General features: G+C 73.3%; 18 protein-coding genes. 11 read left to right on the top strand and 7 right to left on the bottom strand.

Going from position 1 to position 16,407, the window contains the following annotated elements; genetic code table 11:
- From G3I60_RS17590 to G3I60_RS17580, 3 genes are all read left to right on the top strand, one after another.
- Positions 1 to 1,109, top strand: a 1,109-nt coding sequence (locus G3I60_RS17590) for a pseudouridine synthase (RefSeq protein WP_164607420.1), incomplete at its 5' end; no start/stop codon positions are given.
- Positions 1,110 to 1,238: 129 nt separating this feature from the next.
- Positions 1,239 to 2,021 (top strand): nucleotidyltransferase domain-containing protein, encoded by a 783-nt coding sequence (locus tag G3I60_RS17585; protein ID WP_164293808.1) that lies wholly within the window; start codon positions 1,239 to 1,241, stop codon positions 2,019 to 2,021.
- Positions 2,018 to 3,037 (top strand): ADP-ribosylglycohydrolase family protein, encoded by a 1,020-nt coding sequence (locus tag G3I60_RS17580; protein WP_138353354.1) that lies wholly within the window; start codon positions 2,018 to 2,020, stop codon positions 3,035 to 3,037. Before G3I60_RS17585 ends, G3I60_RS17580 begins: the two co-directional genes overlap by 4 nt.
- Here G3I60_RS17580 and G3I60_RS17575 read toward each other — a convergent pair.
- Together G3I60_RS17575 and G3I60_RS17570 are read right to left on the bottom strand one after the other, a co-directional pair.
- Positions 3,002 to 3,742, bottom strand: a complete 741-nt coding sequence (locus tag G3I60_RS17575) for a nucleotidyltransferase domain-containing protein (protein WP_138353353.1) — start codon at positions 3,740 to 3,742, stop codon at positions 3,002 to 3,004. The genes G3I60_RS17580 and G3I60_RS17575 overlap by 36 nt on opposite strands.
- A 7-nt stretch (positions 3,743 to 3,749) precedes the next feature.
- Entirely contained in the window at positions 3,750 to 4,112 is a 363-nt protein-coding gene (locus G3I60_RS17570) for a DUF952 domain-containing protein (RefSeq protein WP_164293807.1), read from the bottom strand.
- Positions 4,113 to 4,366: 254 nt separating this feature from the next.
- Here G3I60_RS17570 and aroH point away from each other — a divergent pair, with 254 nt between their 5' ends.
- The 5 genes from aroH (at position 4,367) to der (ending at position 8,861) form a co-directional block, all read left to right on the top strand.
- Positions 4,367 to 4,729, top strand: a complete 363-nt coding sequence (gene aroH / locus G3I60_RS17565) for a chorismate mutase (protein WP_138353351.1) — start codon at positions 4,367 to 4,369, stop codon at positions 4,727 to 4,729.
- Positions 4,726 to 5,811 (top strand): prephenate dehydrogenase, encoded by a 1,086-nt coding sequence (locus tag G3I60_RS17560; protein WP_164607418.1) that lies wholly within the window; start codon positions 4,726 to 4,728, stop codon positions 5,809 to 5,811. The genes aroH and G3I60_RS17560 overlap by 4 nt, the downstream gene beginning before the upstream one ends.
- 212 nt (positions 5,812 to 6,023) lie before the next feature.
- A complete protein-coding gene (gene cmk, locus G3I60_RS17555) occupies positions 6,024 to 6,701 on the top strand; it encodes a (d)CMP kinase (RefSeq protein ID WP_187144819.1) in 678 nt (225 codons plus the stop codon).
- A 68-nt stretch (positions 6,702 to 6,769) separates the two neighbouring features.
- Positions 6,770 to 7,354 carry a 1-acyl-sn-glycerol-3-phosphate acyltransferase gene (locus G3I60_RS17550; protein WP_138353379.1) on the top strand — a complete coding sequence of 195 codons (585 nt, stop codon included), beginning with the start codon at positions 6,770 to 6,772 and terminating at the stop codon, positions 7,352 to 7,354.
- A 49-nt stretch (positions 7,355 to 7,403) separates the two neighbouring features.
- On the top strand, positions 7,404 to 8,861 hold the full coding sequence (der, locus tag G3I60_RS17545; protein WP_138353348.1) for a ribosome biogenesis GTPase Der: 1,458 nt from the start codon (positions 7,404 to 7,406) through the stop codon (positions 8,859 to 8,861).
- Positions 8,862 to 8,935: 74 nt separating this feature from the next.
- On the opposite strand, the gene G3I60_RS17540 is transcribed toward der, so the two are convergent.
- Both G3I60_RS17540 and G3I60_RS17535 read right to left on the bottom strand, forming a co-directional pair.
- Positions 8,936 to 9,184: a hypothetical protein gene (locus G3I60_RS17540; protein WP_164293805.1), complete on the bottom strand. Its 249-nt coding sequence runs from the start codon at positions 9,182 to 9,184 to the stop codon at positions 8,936 to 8,938.
- 223 nt (positions 9,185 to 9,407) lie between these two features.
- Positions 9,408 to 10,223: a hypothetical protein gene (locus G3I60_RS17535; RefSeq protein WP_138353347.1), complete on the bottom strand. Its 816-nt coding sequence runs from the start codon at positions 10,221 to 10,223 to the stop codon at positions 9,408 to 9,410.
- Positions 10,224 to 10,689: 466 nt separating this feature from the next.
- On the opposite strand from G3I60_RS17535, the gene G3I60_RS17530 reads away from it, so the two are divergent.
- A complete protein-coding gene (locus G3I60_RS17530; RefSeq protein ID WP_138353346.1) occupies positions 10,690 to 11,226 on the top strand; it encodes a transglycosylase family protein in 537 nt (178 codons plus the stop codon).
- 154 nt (positions 11,227 to 11,380) lie between these two features.
- Positions 11,381 to 11,980: a transglycosylase family protein gene (locus G3I60_RS17525; protein WP_239069936.1), complete on the top strand. Its 600-nt coding sequence runs from the start codon at positions 11,381 to 11,383 to the stop codon at positions 11,978 to 11,980.
- On the opposite strand, the gene G3I60_RS17520 is transcribed toward G3I60_RS17525, so the two are convergent.
- From G3I60_RS17520 to G3I60_RS17510, 3 genes are read right to left on the bottom strand one after another with little or no spacing between them, the layout of a single operon-like run.
- Complete coding sequence (locus G3I60_RS17520; RefSeq protein ID WP_164607414.1) at positions 11,949 to 12,647, bottom strand: ABC transporter ATP-binding protein; 699 nt, start codon at positions 12,645 to 12,647, stop codon at positions 11,949 to 11,951. The genes G3I60_RS17525 and G3I60_RS17520 overlap by 32 nt on opposite strands.
- The gene (locus tag G3I60_RS17515) at positions 12,644 to 15,238 is read right to left on the bottom strand and encodes a branched-chain amino acid ABC transporter permease/ATP-binding protein (protein WP_164607412.1); all 2,595 of its coding nucleotides are present in this window, start codon (positions 15,236 to 15,238) and stop codon (positions 12,644 to 12,646) included. Before G3I60_RS17515 ends, G3I60_RS17520 begins: the two co-directional genes overlap by 4 nt.
- Before the next feature lies 1 nt (position 15,239).
- Positions 15,240 to 15,719 carry a hypothetical protein gene (locus G3I60_RS17510; RefSeq protein ID WP_164293801.1) on the bottom strand — a complete coding sequence of 160 codons (480 nt, stop codon included), beginning with the start codon at positions 15,717 to 15,719 and terminating at the stop codon, positions 15,240 to 15,242.
- Positions 15,720 to 15,812: 93 nt separating this feature from the next.
- Between G3I60_RS17510 and G3I60_RS17505 the strand changes: the two genes are divergently transcribed.
- A complete protein-coding gene (locus G3I60_RS17505) occupies positions 15,813 to 16,382 on the top strand; it encodes a hypothetical protein (RefSeq protein WP_239069935.1) in 570 nt (189 codons plus the stop codon).
- Positions 16,383 to 16,407: the final 25 nt, after the last annotated feature.

Below are 16,407 nucleotides of genomic sequence, written 5' to 3'. Positions count from 1 at the left end.
CCCGCTGCGGCCGGTGCGGCGGTGGCGCGGGGTCCCGCGGTGGCAGCGGCGCCGGCGGCCCGGGCTCCCGCGGCGGCGGCTACCCCCGTGGCGGTGGCAGCACGCCCCGCACCTCGGGCAGCGGCCAGCAGCGTGACGAGGAGCGGCGCGCACAGAACCCCCGTCCCGAGGAGCGTCGCTACGACGTCGGGAACACCGGACAGTCGGGCGCGAACCGGCCCGGCGGCGTGCCCCCCGAGAAGCCGCGCTACCGCGCGACCGGCAACCTCGGCCGCAAGCCGATCCCCGCGAAGTCGCGCGAGCTCGAGGCCAAGATCGAGGAGCGCAACCGCTCCCGGTACGAGAACCGCCCGGAGATCAAGACTCCGAAGACCTTCGGCAACGACCAGGAGGGCGAGCGGCTGCAGAAGATCCTCGCCCGTGCCGGGATGGGATCGCGCCGTGCGTGCGAGGACCTCATCCACCAGCACCGCGTCGAGGTCAACGGCAAGATCGTCGTCGAGCAGGGCATGCGCGTCGACCCGGAGAAGGACGAGATCAAGGTGGACGGCCTGACGGTCGCCACCCAGTCGTACCTGTTCTTCGCGCTGAACAAGCCGGCCGGCGTCGTCTCCACCATGGAGGACCCCGACGGCCGCCAGTGCCTGGGCGACTACGTCACCAACCGTGAGACCCGGCTCTTCCACGTCGGCCGGCTGGACACCGAGACGGAGGGCCTGATCCTCCTGACCAACCACGGGGAGCTGGCCCACCGCCTGACCCACCCGCGGTACGGCGTCAAGAAGACCTACCTGGCCGCGATCCAGGGCCCGCTGCCGCGTGACCTCGGCAAGCAGCTCAAGGACGGCATCGAGCTGGAGGACGGTCTGGCGCGCGCCGACCACTTCCGCGTCGTGGAGAACCTCGGCAAGAACTACCTGGTCGAGGTGACCCTGCACGAGGGCCGCAAGCACATCGTGCGCCGGATGCTCTCCGAGGCCGGCTTCCCGGTCGACCGGCTGGTGCGCACCAGCTTCGGACCGATCCCGCTCGGCGACCAGAAGTCCGGGTGGCTGCGCCGCCTCACCAACACCGAGGTCGGCATGCTGATGGGCGAGGTCGACCTCTAGGTCGTTCCACGCGAACGCGTTCCGGCCGGTCGGAACGGTCCTCAGGGCCGTTCCGACCGGCCGTTTCCGTTGGGTTCCGACCCCGAAACCACTGGCCCGTCGGCCCGCGGTCCGGGGAGGATGGTGACCATGACCATCCACGCCGACCCGCTCAGCGCCGCGGGACTGCCCGATCTGCGCCCGGTCCTCGCCGAGCTGACCGGCCGGGGACTGCCCCTGCTCCTCGCCACCGTCTCCGGCGCGCACCTGTACGGATTCCCGTCCCGTGACTCGGACGTCGATCTGCGCGGAGTCCACCTCCTGCCGCTGGCCGATCTCATCGGCCTGCGGGAGGGCGAGGAGACCCAGACCCGGATGTGGGACCGGGAGGGCCTGGAGCTGGATCTGGTCACGCACGACCTGCTGAAGTTCTGCCGGCTGATGCTGCGCCGCAACGGCTATGTGCTGGAGCAGCTGCTCTCCCCACTGGTCGTGCACACCAGTGACGTGCACGGCGAGCTGGCCGCCCTGGCGCCCGGTGTGATCACCCGCGGCCACGCCCATCACTACCGCGGGTTCGCGGCGACGCAGTGGCGGCTGTACGAGAGGAACGGCGAGCTCAAGCCGCTGCTCTACACCTTCCGCGCGCTGCTCACCGGTATCCACCTGATGCGCGGCGGCGGTGTCGAGGCCCATCTGCCGACGCTGCTGGGCCAGGTCACCGCCCCCGCCTACCTCGCCGACCTCATCGAGGCCAAGGCGGTGGCCGAGCACGGGCCGGCGACGGGCATGGGCATCGCCCACGTCGCCCGGGACGTCGAGACGCTGCACGCCGTGCTGGACGAGGCGCAGGCCGCCTCCCGGCTGCCGGACGAGAGCACCGCGCACGACGCCCTGCACGACCTCGTGGTCCGGACGCGGGTGGCGGCATGAGCGGCGACGAGCGGCGCCCGGCGACCGGCGCGCTGATCGGGCTGGCGCTCGGTGACGCGCTCGGGTTCCCGACCGAGTTCAACGATGTGCCCTCGATCCTGAAGAAGATGGGCCCGTGGCGGGAGATGGGACTGCTCTGGCCCGCGATCGTCACCGACGACACCCAGATGACGCTCGCGCTCGGGCGCGGTCTGCGCACCGCGATGGAGCGCGGGCCGCTGGCACCGCTGCGGCTGGCACGGCCGGTGCGCGAGGAGTACGTCGAGTGGTGGCGGTCCCCGGAGAACAACCGGGCGCCCGGCAGGACCTGCATGGTGGCCTGCGAGCGGCTCAGCCACGAGGGACGGGTCTGGCAGGACGCGAGCCAGACCGGCTCCAAGGGGTGCGGCGCCAATATGCGGGTGGCGCCGATCGGGCTGGTGCCGGGGCTCGACGAGGAGACCCGCGCGGGCGCCGCGCAGCTCCAGTCGGCGCTGACCCACGGGCATCCCACCGCGCTCGCGGCGAGCGACCTCACCGCGCACGCGGTGCTGCTGCTCGCGCAGGGCGCCCGGCCGGACGAACTGGTCGGCCTGCTGCGCGGCTACGCGACCGCCAACCGGTCCGTCTACCACCACCGTTGGCTGGACGATCTGTGGACGTACGCGCAGGACCCACTGCCGACGAGCTTCATCGAACGCGGCTGGGACGACTGCCTGGCGGCGCTGGACCGGCTGGAGGCGGCGCTGCGCGACCCGGACCCGGAGGCGGACCCCTGTCTGGCCACCGGGGCCGGCTGGATCGCCGAGGAGGCGCTCGCCACCGGGCTGCTGTGCTTCCTGCTCTTCCCCGACGAGCCGGTCACCGCGCTGCGGCGGGCGGCCTGCACCTCGGGGGACTCGGACTCGATCGCCTGCCTCGCCGGCGCCTTCGCGGGCGCCCACCTCGGCGCGGCCGCCTGGCCCGCCGACTGGGCCGGGCGGATCGAGTACCGCGAGGAGCTACTGGAGTTCGGTGCCCTGTGGGACGGCGTCTGAGGCGGCAGCCGGGAACGGGTCCGGGGCGCCGGCCGAGGCGCGGCGCACCCGGACCAGGAAGTCCTCGACGCGGGCCCGGTCGGGTTCGGCCGGCAGCGGCGAGCGGCTCGCCGCCGCGTCCGACGCCTCGTGCAGCTCCGCCATCCAGACCCGCACCTCGTCCCAGGAGACCTCGCCGCGCTTGACGGCCAGCAGCCGGTCCCGGTGCTCGCCGACGTCGATCCGCAGCTCACCGCTGCGCAGCACGTCACGGCAGCTGATCAGCAGCCGCAGCAGATGCATGGCGTGCTTCCAGCGCGGTGCCCCGTGGTTGCGGATGTCGCGCTCGATCTTGTGCAGCTGCTGGGCCGCGTAGCCGCGGAAGGTGGCGTCGACCTGCCGGGACAGGAAGGCGTCGCGCAGCGCGAGCAGCTCGCGGCCGGTGTCGTCCAGCCGCTCCACGAGGGGTGAGTGCAGACATTCGAGGAGGTTGGGGTTGGCGCGCAGCGCCAGCTCGCAGAAGCGCTCCACCTCCCACGAGAACTGCTCCTCCGCCGGGCCGTCCACGTGCGTCGGAGGCTTGGTGAAACCCCAGAAGAGCGGGGTGGGGGCCACGTAGACGCCCCGGCGGTCGGTGTCGCTGTCCTCGGTGGCCAGCCCGAAGGCGCGCGAGCCCATGACACAGGAGTAGACGGTGTGACGGCGTACGAGTTCGTGTCCGGGCATACGGCGATTATGACCAGGGGGCGAGCCGCAGCGGGTGGCCCACCGGGTCCCGTTCGACCTCCAGCATCCCGGTCACCGCCGTGCGGTTGATCCGGCCGTACACATGGGGGAAGAGGGTGCCCTCGTCGACGCCGGGCGGCGGGGCCGGGTCCGCGGCCTCCCAGCGCACCGGGTGGTCGAGCGCCTCCTCGTCGATGAGCAGCACCATCAGCGGCCCGGCCGTGTCCCGGTAGAAGGCGTCGGCGACGGCCAGGGTGACGGCCTCGTCGGGGGAGCAGTGCACGAAGCCGTCCTCGGCGAGGGAGGCGGGCGCGTACGGGCGGTCGGGCTCGTGGAGCCAGGTGTCCAGCGGGACGAGGTGAAGGATCATGTCCATCGTTGTACCGGACGCCGGTGACCTCCAAGTGGCGGATGTGTCCGCTCCGGGAGAGATTGACCATGTTCGTCGCCGGGAGATTCGCGGGAAGCGACCCCGGCCGGTCTTTCGGAAAGGCGTGCCATGGCGGGACGCACCCTTTGCCGTGCGGCGGCCGCCCGTCTCGCTGGGCGGTCGCCGCGACCGTGTGCCTGATCACTTGGTTACGCTTGCCGGGTTCGGATCCGAGGGCATGAGGGAGCAGTGACGTGGCGGTACGAGCGGTCCGCGGAGCCGTCCAGCTGGAGCGGGACGAGGCGGAACACATGCACGGACAGGTGTCCGAGCTGCTCACCGCCCTCCTGGAGCGCAACCGGCTCGCGGTGGACGACCTGATCAGCGTGATCTTCACCGCCACCCCTGATCTGCACAGCGACTTCCCGGCGGTGGCCGCGCGCCGGCTCGGCATCGTGGACGTACCGCTGGTCTGCGCCCAGGAACTGGACATCGAGGGCGCCATGCCGCGCGTGGTCCGCATCCTCGCGCACGTCGAGAGCGAGCTGCCCAGGAGCGAGATCGGGCATGTCTACCTCGGCGCCGCCGCCGCGCTCCGCAAGGACATCGCCCAGTGAGGACCGCCCTGGTCATCGGAACCGGCCTGATGGGCACCTCCGCCGCGCTCGCCCTCGTCTCGCGCGGCGTCGAGGTGTACCTGGAGGACCACGACCCGTCCGTCGCGCGCACCGCCGCCGCCCTCGGCGCGGGCAGCGCGCTGCCCCCCGAGGGTCAGGTCGACCTCGTCGTCGTTGCCGTACCGCCGGCCCACGTGGCGGCCACCCTCTCCGACGCGCAGCGCCGCGGCCTGGCCCGCGGCTACCTCGACGTGGCCAGCGTCAAGGCCGGTCCGCGCCGCGATCTGCAGGCGCTGGGCTGCGACCTGTCCCGCTACATCGGTACGCACCCGATGGCGGGCCGCGAGCGCTCCGGCCCGCTGGCCGGCACCGCCGACCTCTTCGAGGGCCGCCCGTGGGTGCTGACCCCCACCCGGGAGACCGGGACCGAGGTGCTCAACCTCGCCCTGGAACTGGTCGCCCTGTGCCGCGCCGTACCGGTGGTGATGGACGCCGACGAGCACGACCGGGCCGTCGCGCTCGTCTCGCACACCCCGCAGCTGGTCTCCAGCATGGTCGCGGCCCGGCTGCAGCACGCCGAGGACACCGCGGTGCGGCTGTGCGGGCAGGGCATCCGCGACGTCACCCGTATCGCCGGATCGGAACCCGGCATGTGGATGGACATCCTGGCCGCCAACCCCGGCCCGGTGGCCGATGTGCTCGCCGAGGTCGCCACCGACCTGACCGGCGCCGTCGAGGCGCTGCGCGGGCTGCAGTCCGCCGACGAGGACAAGCGCCGCACCGGCGCCGCCGGGATCGAGGACATCCTGCTGCGCGGCAACGCCGGCCGGGACCGGGTCCCCGGCAAGCACGGCACGGCCCCCAAGGCCTACGAGGTCGTCGCGGTGCTCATCGGCGACCAGCCGGGCGAGCTGGCGCGGATCTTCGCCGACGCGGGCGCGGCCGGTGTGAACATCGAGGACGTCCGCATCGAGCACTCGACGGGCCAGCAGGCCGGCCGGGTGCAGCTCATGGTGGAGCCGGCGGCGGCGCCGGGCCTGACGAGCGCGCTGCGCGACCGGGGCTGGTCCATCCGGTCCTGAGCGTCCCGCGGCGGACCTGGGGCGCGGGGTCCCGCGACGGCTCCCGATGGCCCCGCGGCCGCCCCGGCGGCCCGATGTGACGGGTTCCGGCGGCCGGGGACAACGGCTGTGGTACGTGTGCTGGCACCCGGCCGGTAACCTTATGGGATGGCCTCCGGCGTCAGCCGGGCCCACCTCACCCCGTAACCGTGCCCAAGGAAGGCCCTCGCGCTGTGGAATCTCCGGTGATCGTCGCCATCGACGGCCCCTCGGGCACGGGTAAGTCCAGCACGTCCAAGGCCGTCGCGGCCAAGCTCGGCCTCAGCTACCTCGACACCGGCGCCCAGTACCGGGCGATCACCTGGTGGATGCTGAGCAACGGCGTGGACGTGAGTGACACCGAGGCCGTGGCCAACGCCTCCGCCAAGCCCGTCATCGTCTCCGGCACCGAGCCCGTCGGCCCGACCATCACCGTGGACGGCGAGGACGCCTCCGGGCCGATCCGCACCCAGGAGGTCACCGCCGCGGTCAGCGCCGTCAGCGCGGTGCCCGAGGTGCGCACCCGGCTGGTCGGCCTGCAGCGCGCGGCCGCCGCCGCCGCGCCGGACGGCATCGTCGTGGAGGGCCGGGACATCGGCACCACGGTGCTGCCCGACGCCACTCTCAAGATCTTCCTGACCGCCTCCGCCGAGGCCCGCGCGTCCCGGCGCAGCGGTGAGCTCAAGGGCGCGCAGAGCGTGCAGGCCACCCAGGACGCCCTGGTCAAGCGGGACGCGGCCGACTCCGGCCGGAAGACCTCGCCGCTGGCCAAGGCGGACGACGCCATAGAGGTCGACACCACGGACCTCTCCCTCGACCAGGTCATCGAGTGCATCGTCACCCTGATCGAGGAGAAGCGAGCGGCTCGGTGACGTCCCAGACCCTGACGGCGCCCGGCCCGCGCGGAGCGGCGGTCGGCCGCCGCATCGGCATTGGCCTGATGAACGGCCTGTGGCGGCCCCGCGTCCTCGGCGCCTGGCGGGTGCCGGCCCACGGGCCGGTCATTCTGGCGGGCAACCACGCGCACAACGTGGACGGGCCGATGATCATCGGCACCTCCCCGCGACCCGTGCACTTCCTGGTCAAGAAGGAAGCGTTCGTCGGCCCGCTGGACCCGTTCCTGCGCGGTATCGGGCAGCTCGCCGTCGACCGCTACAGCGCCGACCGCACCGCCATCACGGCCGCGCTCGGCGTGCTGGCGCGCGGCGGAGTGCTCGGGATCTTCCCGGAGGGCACCCGCGGGGTCGGTGACTTCTCGGAACTCCGCTCCGGCCTGGCGTACTTCGCGGTGCGCTCCGGCGCGCCCGTCGTACCCGTCGCCGTCCTGGGCAGCGCCCGCCAGGGACGGGTGATATCGGGGCTGCCACCACTGCGCAGCCGTATCGACATCGTTTTCGGCGACCCGTTCGAGGCGGGCGACCCCAGCGGCCGACGTACCCGTTCGGCGATGGACAACGCCACGTTGCGCATCCAGGAGCGCCTCACCGCGCACCTGGCCCACGCCAAGCAAGCCACCGGCCGCTGAACCACATCAGGTACCGCAGCCACCACTGTTGATCGACGGAGAAGCTTTCATGGACAACCAGAACGAACACGGCGACGTCGGCGCGCTCGGCGACGACGAGTACGCGGAGTTCATGGAACTCGCGGCCGAGGAAGGCTTCGACCTCGAAGAGGTCGCAGGCGACCTGGCGGCGGCGGGCCACGGCCCGCTCCCGGTCCTCGCCGTCGTCGGCCGCCCGAACGTCGGCAAGTCGACGCTGGTCAACCGCATCATCGGCCGCCGTGAGGCGGTCGTCGAGGACAAGCCGGGCGTCACCCGCGACCGGGTCAACTACGAGGCGAACTGGAACGGCCGCCGCTTCACCATCGTCGACACCGGCGGCTGGGAGCAGGACGTCCTCGGCATCGACGCCTCCGTCGCCGCCCAGGCCGAATTCGCGATCCAGGCGGCCGACGCGGTCGTCTTCGTCGTGGATTCCACGGTCGGCGCCACCGACACCGACGAGGCCGTCGTCCGGCTGCTGCGCAAGTCCGGCAAGCCCGTCGTGCTCGCCGCCAACAAGGTGGACGGCCAGTCCGGCGAGGCGGACGCCGCCGCGCTGTGGAACCTGGGCCTGGGCGAGCCGCACGCCGTCTCGTCGCTGCACGGCCGTGGCACCGGCGACCTGCTCGACGCGATCATGGAGGCGCTGCCCGAGGCGCCCGCGATGACCTTCGGTGCGGGGATCGGCGGCCCGCGCCGCATCGCCCTGATCGGCCGCCCGAACGTCGGCAAGTCGAGCCTGCTCAACCGCGTCGCCGGTGAGCACCGCGTGGTCGTCGACAAGGTCGCCGGCACCACCCGCGACCCGGTCGACGAGCTGATCGAGCTCGGCGGCATCACCTGGAAGTTCATCGACACCGCCGGTATCCGCCGCCGCGTGCACCTGCAGGAAGGCGCGGACTACTACGCGTCGCTGCGGACCGCTGCCGCGCTGACCAAGGCGGAGGTCGCGGTGGTCCTGATCGACACGACCGAGTCGATCAGCGTCCAGGACACCCGCATCATCACCATGGCCGTCGAGGCCGGGCGCGCCGTCGTCATCGCCTACAACAAGTGGGACCAGATCGACGAGGAGCGCCGCTATTACCTGGAGCGCGAGATCGAGCAGGATCTCGTCCAGGTCCAGTGGGCGCCGCGGGTGAACGTCTCGGCGCTCACCGGCCGTCACATGGAGAAGCTCGTCCCGGCGATCGAGGCCGCCATCGCGGGCTGGGAGACGCGTATCCCGACCGGCCGCCTCAACGCCTTCCTCGGCGAGCTGGTCGCCGGCCACCCGCACCCGATCCGCGGTGGCAAGCAGCCCCGCATCCTGTTCGGCACGCAGGCCGGCACCCGGCCGCCGCGGTTCGTGCTCTTCGCCTCGGGCTTCCTCGAGGCGGGCTACCGTCGTTTCGTCGAGCGCCGGCTGCGTGAGGAGTTCGGCTTCGTCGGCACGCCGATCCAGGTCTCGGTGCGGGTCCGCGAGAAGCGCGGCCGCAACAAGTAGTCGTGGCCGGTGGGGCGCGGGCCCGTGCGGCCCGCTCCCCACGACCGGCCGTGTGTGACCCGTCCTGAGCTCGTCTAGAGCCCGTACATCCGGTTGTCGGTGCGGCCCGGCGGCAGCGCCGCGGCCGGGCGGTTGCCGCGGTGCCGGCCCGGCGCGGCGTCGTACGGCTGCTCGTGCCACGCCGAGAACGCGTTGAACTGCATGGCATCCTCGCCGGAGCGGTCACCCGGCAGGGCTCGGAACAGCCTGCGGTACTCCGAGTAGAGAGCGTCGTAGATCGGCGTGCCCGAGCCGACCCCGGAGGGATCCTGCGCGCTGCGCATCGACGGAATCTGGCTCTGGTAGGGGACTCGGGAGAAGGCGTCAAAGGTGTGCACGAATGTGCCAACGACTGCTTACCGTCCAAGATGCGGGCAGCACGGGGTAAATGCGGATCTTCGGTCGCACGAGAAGGGGCGCGTACGGGTTTCCGTACGCGCCCCTTCGTTCAGCGGTGCGCTGCGCCGTTCGGTGCTGCGAGGCGGGGCCCCGGGCCGCACGGGCCGCTCAGGTGCCCGAGAGCGGCATCGTCGCACCGACCAGCAGCCCGCGGGCGGCCGCGCGCTCCAGCGCGTCACGCATCAGGTCCTCGCGCGGCTGACGGCCGATCGAGTCGGCCGGGGCGGCGTAGACGTACACCTCGTTGGTGCGGTTCACCGCGCTGCGCCAGCCATCGCTCACCTGCAGCGGCTGGTGGGCCTGCCACCAGGAGACGGCGGGGCCGCCGGCACTCGGCTGCAGGACCGCGTGCAACTGGCCCATGGCCAGCAGCACCGACCAGCCGCTCAGGGCGGGCGGCGGTACCGCCAGGTCGAGCTGGGGCATGAAGCCCTGCTCGATCATGAGGGGGAGGAAGTCGTCCCCGTCGGCGGTGGAGCCCGGGCGGCTGATGGCGCCGGTCGGTTCGACCACCAGGGCCGGCCGGAGCGTTCCCTCGACCAGGACGAGCCCGCAGGTGATGCCCAGCACCGCCTGGCGCGGCGCGGCCGCGGCCCCGGCCTCCCGGGCGCCGTCCACCAGGGCGGACGCCGTGCCGCCGGCCGCGTCGTCCGCGGTGATGCTGCGCACCGCGCCCTGGAGCTGCTCCTCCGAGACCGGCACCACCTGCGAGGGGATGCAGGTCGCGTGGGCGAAGGCGAGCACCGCGGTCTCGTCGCTGACGAACAGGACGGTGCTGGTGCGCTCCTGGCCGGTGTCGCCGGGGGTGCGGCAGGAGGTGCAGTCGTACGTCCCCGGGGCGTTCTCCCCGGCGAGCAGACGCGTGGCCTCCTCCTCGCCGATCTCGGCGCGTACCTCGGCGCTGACGTCGAGCATGGGCGGCACGGAGGCCTCCTTGACTGTGCGGCTGCGGTTTGCTGCGCAGGGCGTTCCCCCGCGCACAGTGACAACGGACGACCTGTGGTGAGGGTCACGCTTTGCGGCACATCCGTTCCCGCCGCCGGGTGCGCAGGGTGACCGGCGACCCGGAGGATCTCACTCCATGTCGAGATTCCGTCCGGAGGGAAGTTCCTGCCGCGGTGAAGTGGGTCACAGCCGGTGCGGCACCCATCACGATTTAGGGTGACAAGGACGCGTCAATTGGACGGCGAAAATACGTCCTTACTTCGGGTAACCGTCAAGTGGCCTGCAACGAACCGGATTTGGTTGATTCGGTGCACCTGGGGTGTCTAGGTTCTCGGCTCGTGTGCAAAGAGCACCGCCCGGGTTCGGACGGGCACCGGCGTCAGACGCGCCGGTGCGCGTTCTCGAGGCACGTAGGGGGAACCCCGGGTCCGTGGAGAGGGAATCCATGGTCTTGGCCAAGTACCGAGTCATCGCTGTGCTCACCGGCATGGCGGCACTGAGCCCGCTGGCCGTCCTGGCCGCCGGAGGACAGGCCGCGGCGGCCGACAGCGGAGTGTGGGACCGCATCGCCAAGTGCGAGAGCGGCGGCAACTGGCACATCAACAACGGCAACGGCTACTACGGCGGACTGCAGTTCGCCGCCGGCACCTGGCGGTCGAACGGCGGCACGCAGTACGCCCCGACCGCCGACAAGGCCTCCCGCGAGCAGCAGATCGCGATAGCGACCAAGGTGCAGCGGTCGAGCGGCTGGGGAGCGTGGCCGGTCTGCGCCCGCCGCGCCGGAGCGTACGGCGACGCGCCGTCCGCCGGCACTCCCAAGGCGACACCCCCGAAGACGAAGACGGTACGGCCGAAGGCGCAGCCGCCGCAGGCCGCCGAACACCCGAGCCGCAGCCAGGAGCGCGCGGCGATCGCGGTCACGTCCCGGGCGGCCGGAGCCCCGCTGGCGGTCCGCGCGCCGGCCTGGTGGCCCGCCTGGTGACGGCTTCCTCGGCGTGGCATTCGGCCTGACATCGGTTCAGGACGGCTGCTCCGACCGGGTGGGACGCCCGGCGCGCCGCGCGCGCCGGGCGCCGGGAGCGGACAGGGCGTGCTTAGCGTGACCCGCTATGAACGACCTGTCCTCATTTCATCGCATGAACGTACTGGTCGGGCGCCGGGCCATGGTCCTCGCGGCAACCGCCGCCACCGTCCTGGCCGCCCTGCTCCCGCTCTCGGCCGCACCCGCCCGCGCCGACACCCCACCCGCGCACGCGGACACGCCCACCACCACCGGGACCGACGCGCACGCGGGCACCCCGGCGGTCCCCCGCCCCACGGTGTGGGAGGGCCTCGCGATGTGCGAGAGCAGCGGCGACTGGCACATCAACTCCGGCAACGGCTACTACGGCGGACTGCAGTTCTGGCAGCCGACCTGGGAGGAGTTCGGCGGTCTGAAGTACGCGCCGCGGGCCGATCTGGCCACCCCGGCGCAGCAGATCGCCGTCGCGCAGGAGGTACAGCGCGTCCAGGGCTGGGACGCCTGGCCCGTCTGCGCCAAGGAACAGAACCTCACGGGCCGCGTGCACACCGTCGTGGCGGGCGACACCCTGCAGTCGATCGCCACGAAGTTCGCGGTGCGCGGCGGCTGGCAGGAGCTGTACCGGGTCAACCGGAAGGTGATCGGCGCCGACCCGGACCGGCTCGACGTCGGCACGACGCTGCTCATTCCGGACGCTCCGCGGGCTCGCCTGTGAACACCACCTCCCCGCGCCGCAGTTCATGGACCACGGTGGTCGCCGGGCGCAGCGCGGCGGGCAGCCGCTGCTCCGCCACGACGACGGTGCGCCCACCGCCCGCCGTGAGGCCCGCCAGCGCCCCGTAGGCGTGCGCCGCGGCCCGGGGTGACAGTCCGAGGCCCGGCTCGTCCAGCAGGACGAGCCGGGCCCGCGTCAGCAGCGCCCGCGACACCGCCAGCATCCGCTGCTCGCCGCCGGAGAGCGTCCCCGCCCGGCGGCCGAGCAGCGGGCGCAGCGCGGGAAACACCGCGAACACCTCGGACGTGGCCAGCGCGTCGCGTGCGGGCTCCTGGCCGTGGTCCTGCCCTTGGTCCGTGAACAGCGCCAGGTTCTCGGCCACGGTCAGCGAGCCGAAGACCGGCCGCCGGTCCGGTACGAACGCCAGCCCGAGCCGGGCCCGCCGGGCCGCGGGCAGCCGGGTCACGTCGGCGCCCCGCCACAGCACCCGGCCCGCGCTCAGCGGCACCGAGCCGGCGAGGGCGCGCAGCGCGGTGGTACGGCCCGCTCCGTTGCGCCCGAGCAGCACGGTGACGCTGCCGCGCGGCACCACCAGATCGACCCCGTGCAGCGCCTCCAGCGGGCCGTAGCGCACCCTCGCCCCGTACAGCTCGATCTCCACGCTCATCGGGAGCCCCTTGGCTCCGGCACCGTCTCCGACGGCGGTGGGGTGGTGAGCACGGTGCCGGGCGGACCCGTCGCGGTGATCCGGCCGTCGGTCATGACGTACACGATGTCGGCGAGCGCCCCGACGAGTTCGAGGTCGTGCTCCACGAGCAGCAGCGCCATGCCGTCGGCGGCCAGTGCGCGCAGCACGTCGCGCAGCGCACCGATCTCGGCGCTGTCGAGCCCGGCGGCGGGCTCGTCGAGCAGCAGCACCCGGGGCGCGCCCGCCAGCGCCCGTCCCAGCTCCACCCGGCGCAGCGTGCCGGTCGGCAGGCCCGCGGCGGGAACGTCGCGTACGGGGCCCAGCGCGAGCAGCCGCAGGATCCGTTCGACCGCCTCCGGGTCGCGTACCGCGCCCTGTTCCGCGCCGATCCTGATGTTCTCGCCGACGGTCAGCCCGGGGAAGACCGCCAGTTGCTGGAACGTGCGTGCCAGCCCGAGCCGGGCCCGGCGGTGCGGCGGCAGCCGGGTGATGTCCCGGCCGTCCAGCAGCACCCGGCCGCGTCGCGGCCGGGCCGTTCCGCACAGACAGTCGAAGAGCGTGCTCTTGCCGGCCCCGTTGGGCCCGGTCAGCGCCGTCACCCTGCCCGGTGGCACGGTGAGGTCCACGCCGTCGACAGCCGTGATGCCGTCGTAGTCGAGCGATATCCGTCGCGCGGTCAGCCGTGCTTCGCCGGCTGCCACGGCCCCACGCGCCTTCGGGCGGCGCACCAGGACCGGGCGGCGGTCGCGAGCCGGCAGGACAGCCGCCGCGAAGGCCGGGTACCGGAGCCGCAGGGCGGCGGGAAGGCCGCCGGGGGTGCGGCCGAGCTGCACGGCGAGGACGCCGACGACCGCGGCGGCGACGCCCTCCTTCGTCCCGGCGTCGAGACCGACGAGGAGGGCCGCCGCGGCCATCGCGCCGAGCGGGCTGTCCGCGCCGAGGACGACCACGGCGGCGAACCACAACAGCCCGCGCAGCGGGTCGAAGGACGCGACGTCGAAGCTCCGGACGCCCATCCCGAGCAGTCCGCCGCCCAGCGCCGCGAACCCCGCACCCGCCACGAACGTGAACAGCTTCAGAGCGGGCACGGGCACCCCGGCCGCCGCCGCGCCCGCCTCGTGGTCGCGGATCGCGGCCAGGGCGCGTCCCGTCCTGCCCCGGCGCAGCAGGTGCACAGAGGCCAGCGAGGCGGCCAGCAGCACGAGTTCGAGGACGTAGTACGCCCGGTCGGCGGTGAACCCGGCGGGGCGCCGCAGATCCAGTCCCGAGGTGGCGTACGGCTGCGCGAGGACGAACCGGCTCACCGCGACCCCCACCGCGAACGTCGCGAGCGCGAGCGCCAGACCGCGCCGCCGGACGGCCGGCGCACCGGTGAGCAGCCCGAGGGGAGCGACGAGGAGCACCGCGAGGGCGAGCGCGGGCAGTTCGGGGAGCGCGGGCACCGCGGGAAAGCGGCCGGCCGCGAGCAGCGCGGTGAACAGGGCGCCGAGCCCGGCGTAGGCGGCCTGCCCGAGGGAGATCTGGCCGCCGAGGCCGGTGACGACGACCAGCGAGAGCAGGATCAGCCCCATCGCGGGTACCTGCACGGACGTGGTCAGATCGGTGCCCGCCAGGCCGAGCGGCAGCAGGAAGAGGAGGCCGCAGACCGCCCAGGCCCAGGGCGGAGCCCGGAACCGGGCGGTGACCGGCGGCGCGGGCGCGGCATCCGGCGACGCGTCACCGATCGCGGGCATCAGCAGCGCCGCCATCAGCAGGGCGACGACGAACAGGTTGGCGCCCACGGCCTGCAGCAGTGGCTCCTGCCAACTGCCGCCCGGATGCAGCCGGGTGAGCTGGCTCTGCCCCACGCCGACCGCCACCGTGACCCCGACCGCCACCGGCAGACTGCGCATCCCGGCGGCGACCGCGACCGCCATCGTCTCCATGACCAGCAGCGACAGCCCGTACGGATCGAGCCGCAGATACGGCGCGAGCAGCACCCCGCCCAGACCCGCGGTGAAGGCACCGAACGCCCAGCCGGCCGCCGCGACCCGGTCCGCGTCGATCCCGCCCAGCACGGCGAGCCGCCGGTCGTCGACGACCGCCCGCAGCCGCGTCCCGAACCGCGTCCAGCGGGTGACGGCGCCGACCGCGCCCGCCAGTGCGACCACCGCGGCGAGCTGCGCCCAGGGATCGTCCGGCACGATGACGGGCGCGTCGCCGCGCGCGTCGCCTCCCCACGCCAGATACGCGGCGCCGACCAGCAGTACGAACACCCCCAGCGTGGCGACGAGCGTCTCCGCCGGGCCCGCCTCGCGGGCCGCCAGCGGCCGGAACACGACGCGGTCCAGCGCGAGTCCGATGCCCGGCGCGACCACCAGCAGGCTGACGGCCGCCGCGGGTGCCGGCGGCCAGCCGTGGACCACCACCAGCTCCCGCAGGACGTACGCCGTCACCATCGCGATCGCGCCGTGCGCGAGGTTGAACACCCCCGTCGCGCGATAGGTGACCACCAGCCCGATGCCGGTGAGCGCGGCGGCGCTGCCGACCGAGAGCCCGGCGAGGGTCAGGTCGTACGTCAGCGACGCCACGTCAGCGGCCCGGCTCGCACACCGGGCACGGCGTCAGGGCCCGCGACCGGATGTCATCGGGCCCGGCCGGCGCCGCCTCCGGTTTGCCCTGCACCAGCGGGCAGTCGGGGCGGTGCAGCAGCGTGCCGCCCGGGACCGCGACGGGCGGGGCGGTGGAGACGGCGACGGGTCCGGTTCCCTCGGCGGCTTCCGCCTTCTCGTAGGGTTCCGCCACCAGGACACCGGCGGTGGGCGCCTGTTGGCCGGCGGATCCCGGGTCCGGCGGCCGGGCGATCAGGACGGCGCCCGCGACGATGAGAGCCCCTCCGGGGATCGACGAGGAGGCGAGATACGGAATCTGACGCTCCGCGTAGCGCTCGCCCGCGATCCCGTACCAGCCGAGTCCGCACAGTACGGCGCCCGCCGCGAGAAGCAGCCAGCCGGCCCGGTGGACGTATGCGCCCCACGGGACGAATGCGGGTGTGGCGTCATCTCGCTTCACACGGCGTATGGGCATGTTCACCGATTAGCGCCAATATGCCGGTGGGGGCAATACCCCGAACCGCACGGCCCGAGCCGGGGGATGGTGGGACACATGGTCCGTTCCGCACGCGCGACGCTGGTCGCGATGGCGTTGACCACGGCGATGCTGGTCGCGCTGACCGGTTGCGGGGGCGGAGGGGACGGCGGGGACACGCCGTCGAAATCACCGGCGACCGCGACCGGTTCCGCGACCGGCACGCCCTCCGGCACTCCTTCCGACACGCCCTCCGGCGGTTCCTCGGCCACCGCCACCTCGCCCCCGGCCGACAGCGGAGCGGCCGAGCAGCAGATCCGGCAGAACTGGGAGAGGTTCTTCGCCCCGGGCACGAGCGCCGGCGACAAGGCGAAGTTGCTGGAGAACGGCGACCACCTCGGGCCGCTGCTCGCCGCGTTCTCGGGCGACCCCCGGGTCGGCCAGGTCCGCGCGAAGGTCAACCAGGTCCGTCTCACCTCGGCCACGGCCGCCGAAGTGACGTACACGCTCTCGCTGCAGGGCGCCGACGTACTGCCGAACACCCTGGGCACGTCCGTGCTGCAGAACCAGGTGTGGAAGGTGTCGGTCAAGAGCCTCTGCGCCCTGATCGCCCTGGACGCCGGTGGCACCGCCGTGCCGGGCTGCTGACCGTCCGGTGTCCGTCTCGTTCCGC

It is taken from the genome of Streptomyces sp. SID13666 (assembly GCF_010548325.1).
Lineage (GTDB): Bacteria > Actinomycetota > Actinomycetes > Streptomycetales > Streptomycetaceae > Actinacidiphila > Actinacidiphila fildesensis.
This window is presented reverse-complemented; position numbering and strand designations above follow the sequence as displayed.

What these genes read in the sequence shown, in the direction of transcription:
- G3I60_RS17580 (WP_138353354.1), top strand. Translation starts at nt 2,018, where the DNA reads ATGAGCGGCGACGAGCGGCGCCCGGCGACCGGCGCGCTGATCGGGCTG.
- G3I60_RS17540 (WP_164293805.1), bottom strand. Translation starts at nt 9,184, where the DNA reads ATGCGCAGCGCGCAGGATCCCTCCGGGGTCGGCTCGGGCACGCCGATC.
- G3I60_RS17550 (WP_138353379.1), top strand. Translation starts at nt 6,770, where the DNA reads ATGAACGGCCTGTGGCGGCCCCGCGTCCTCGGCGCCTGGCGGGTGCCG.
- G3I60_RS17505 (WP_239069935.1), top strand. Translation starts at nt 15,813, where the DNA reads ATGGTCCGTTCCGCACGCGCGACGCTGGTCGCGATGGCGTTGACCACG.
- G3I60_RS17530 (WP_138353346.1), top strand. Translation starts at nt 10,690, where the DNA reads ATGGTCTTGGCCAAGTACCGAGTCATCGCTGTGCTCACCGGCATGGCG.
- G3I60_RS17525 (WP_239069936.1), top strand. Translation starts at nt 11,381, where the DNA reads ATGAACGTACTGGTCGGGCGCCGGGCCATGGTCCTCGCGGCAACCGCC.
- G3I60_RS17585 (WP_164293808.1), top strand. Translation starts at nt 1,239, where the DNA reads ATGACCATCCACGCCGACCCGCTCAGCGCCGCGGGACTGCCCGATCTG.
- der (WP_138353348.1), top strand. Translation starts at nt 7,404, where the DNA reads ATGGACAACCAGAACGAACACGGCGACGTCGGCGCGCTCGGCGACGAC.
- G3I60_RS17520 (WP_164607414.1), bottom strand. Translation starts at nt 12,647, where the DNA reads ATGAGCGTGGAGATCGAGCTGTACGGGGCGAGGGTGCGCTACGGCCCG.
- G3I60_RS17575 (WP_138353353.1), bottom strand. Translation starts at nt 3,742, where the DNA reads ATGCCCGGACACGAACTCGTACGCCGTCACACCGTCTACTCCTGTGTC.
- G3I60_RS17570 (WP_164293807.1), bottom strand. Translation starts at nt 4,112, where the DNA reads ATGATCCTTCACCTCGTCCCGCTGGACACCTGGCTCCACGAGCCCGAC.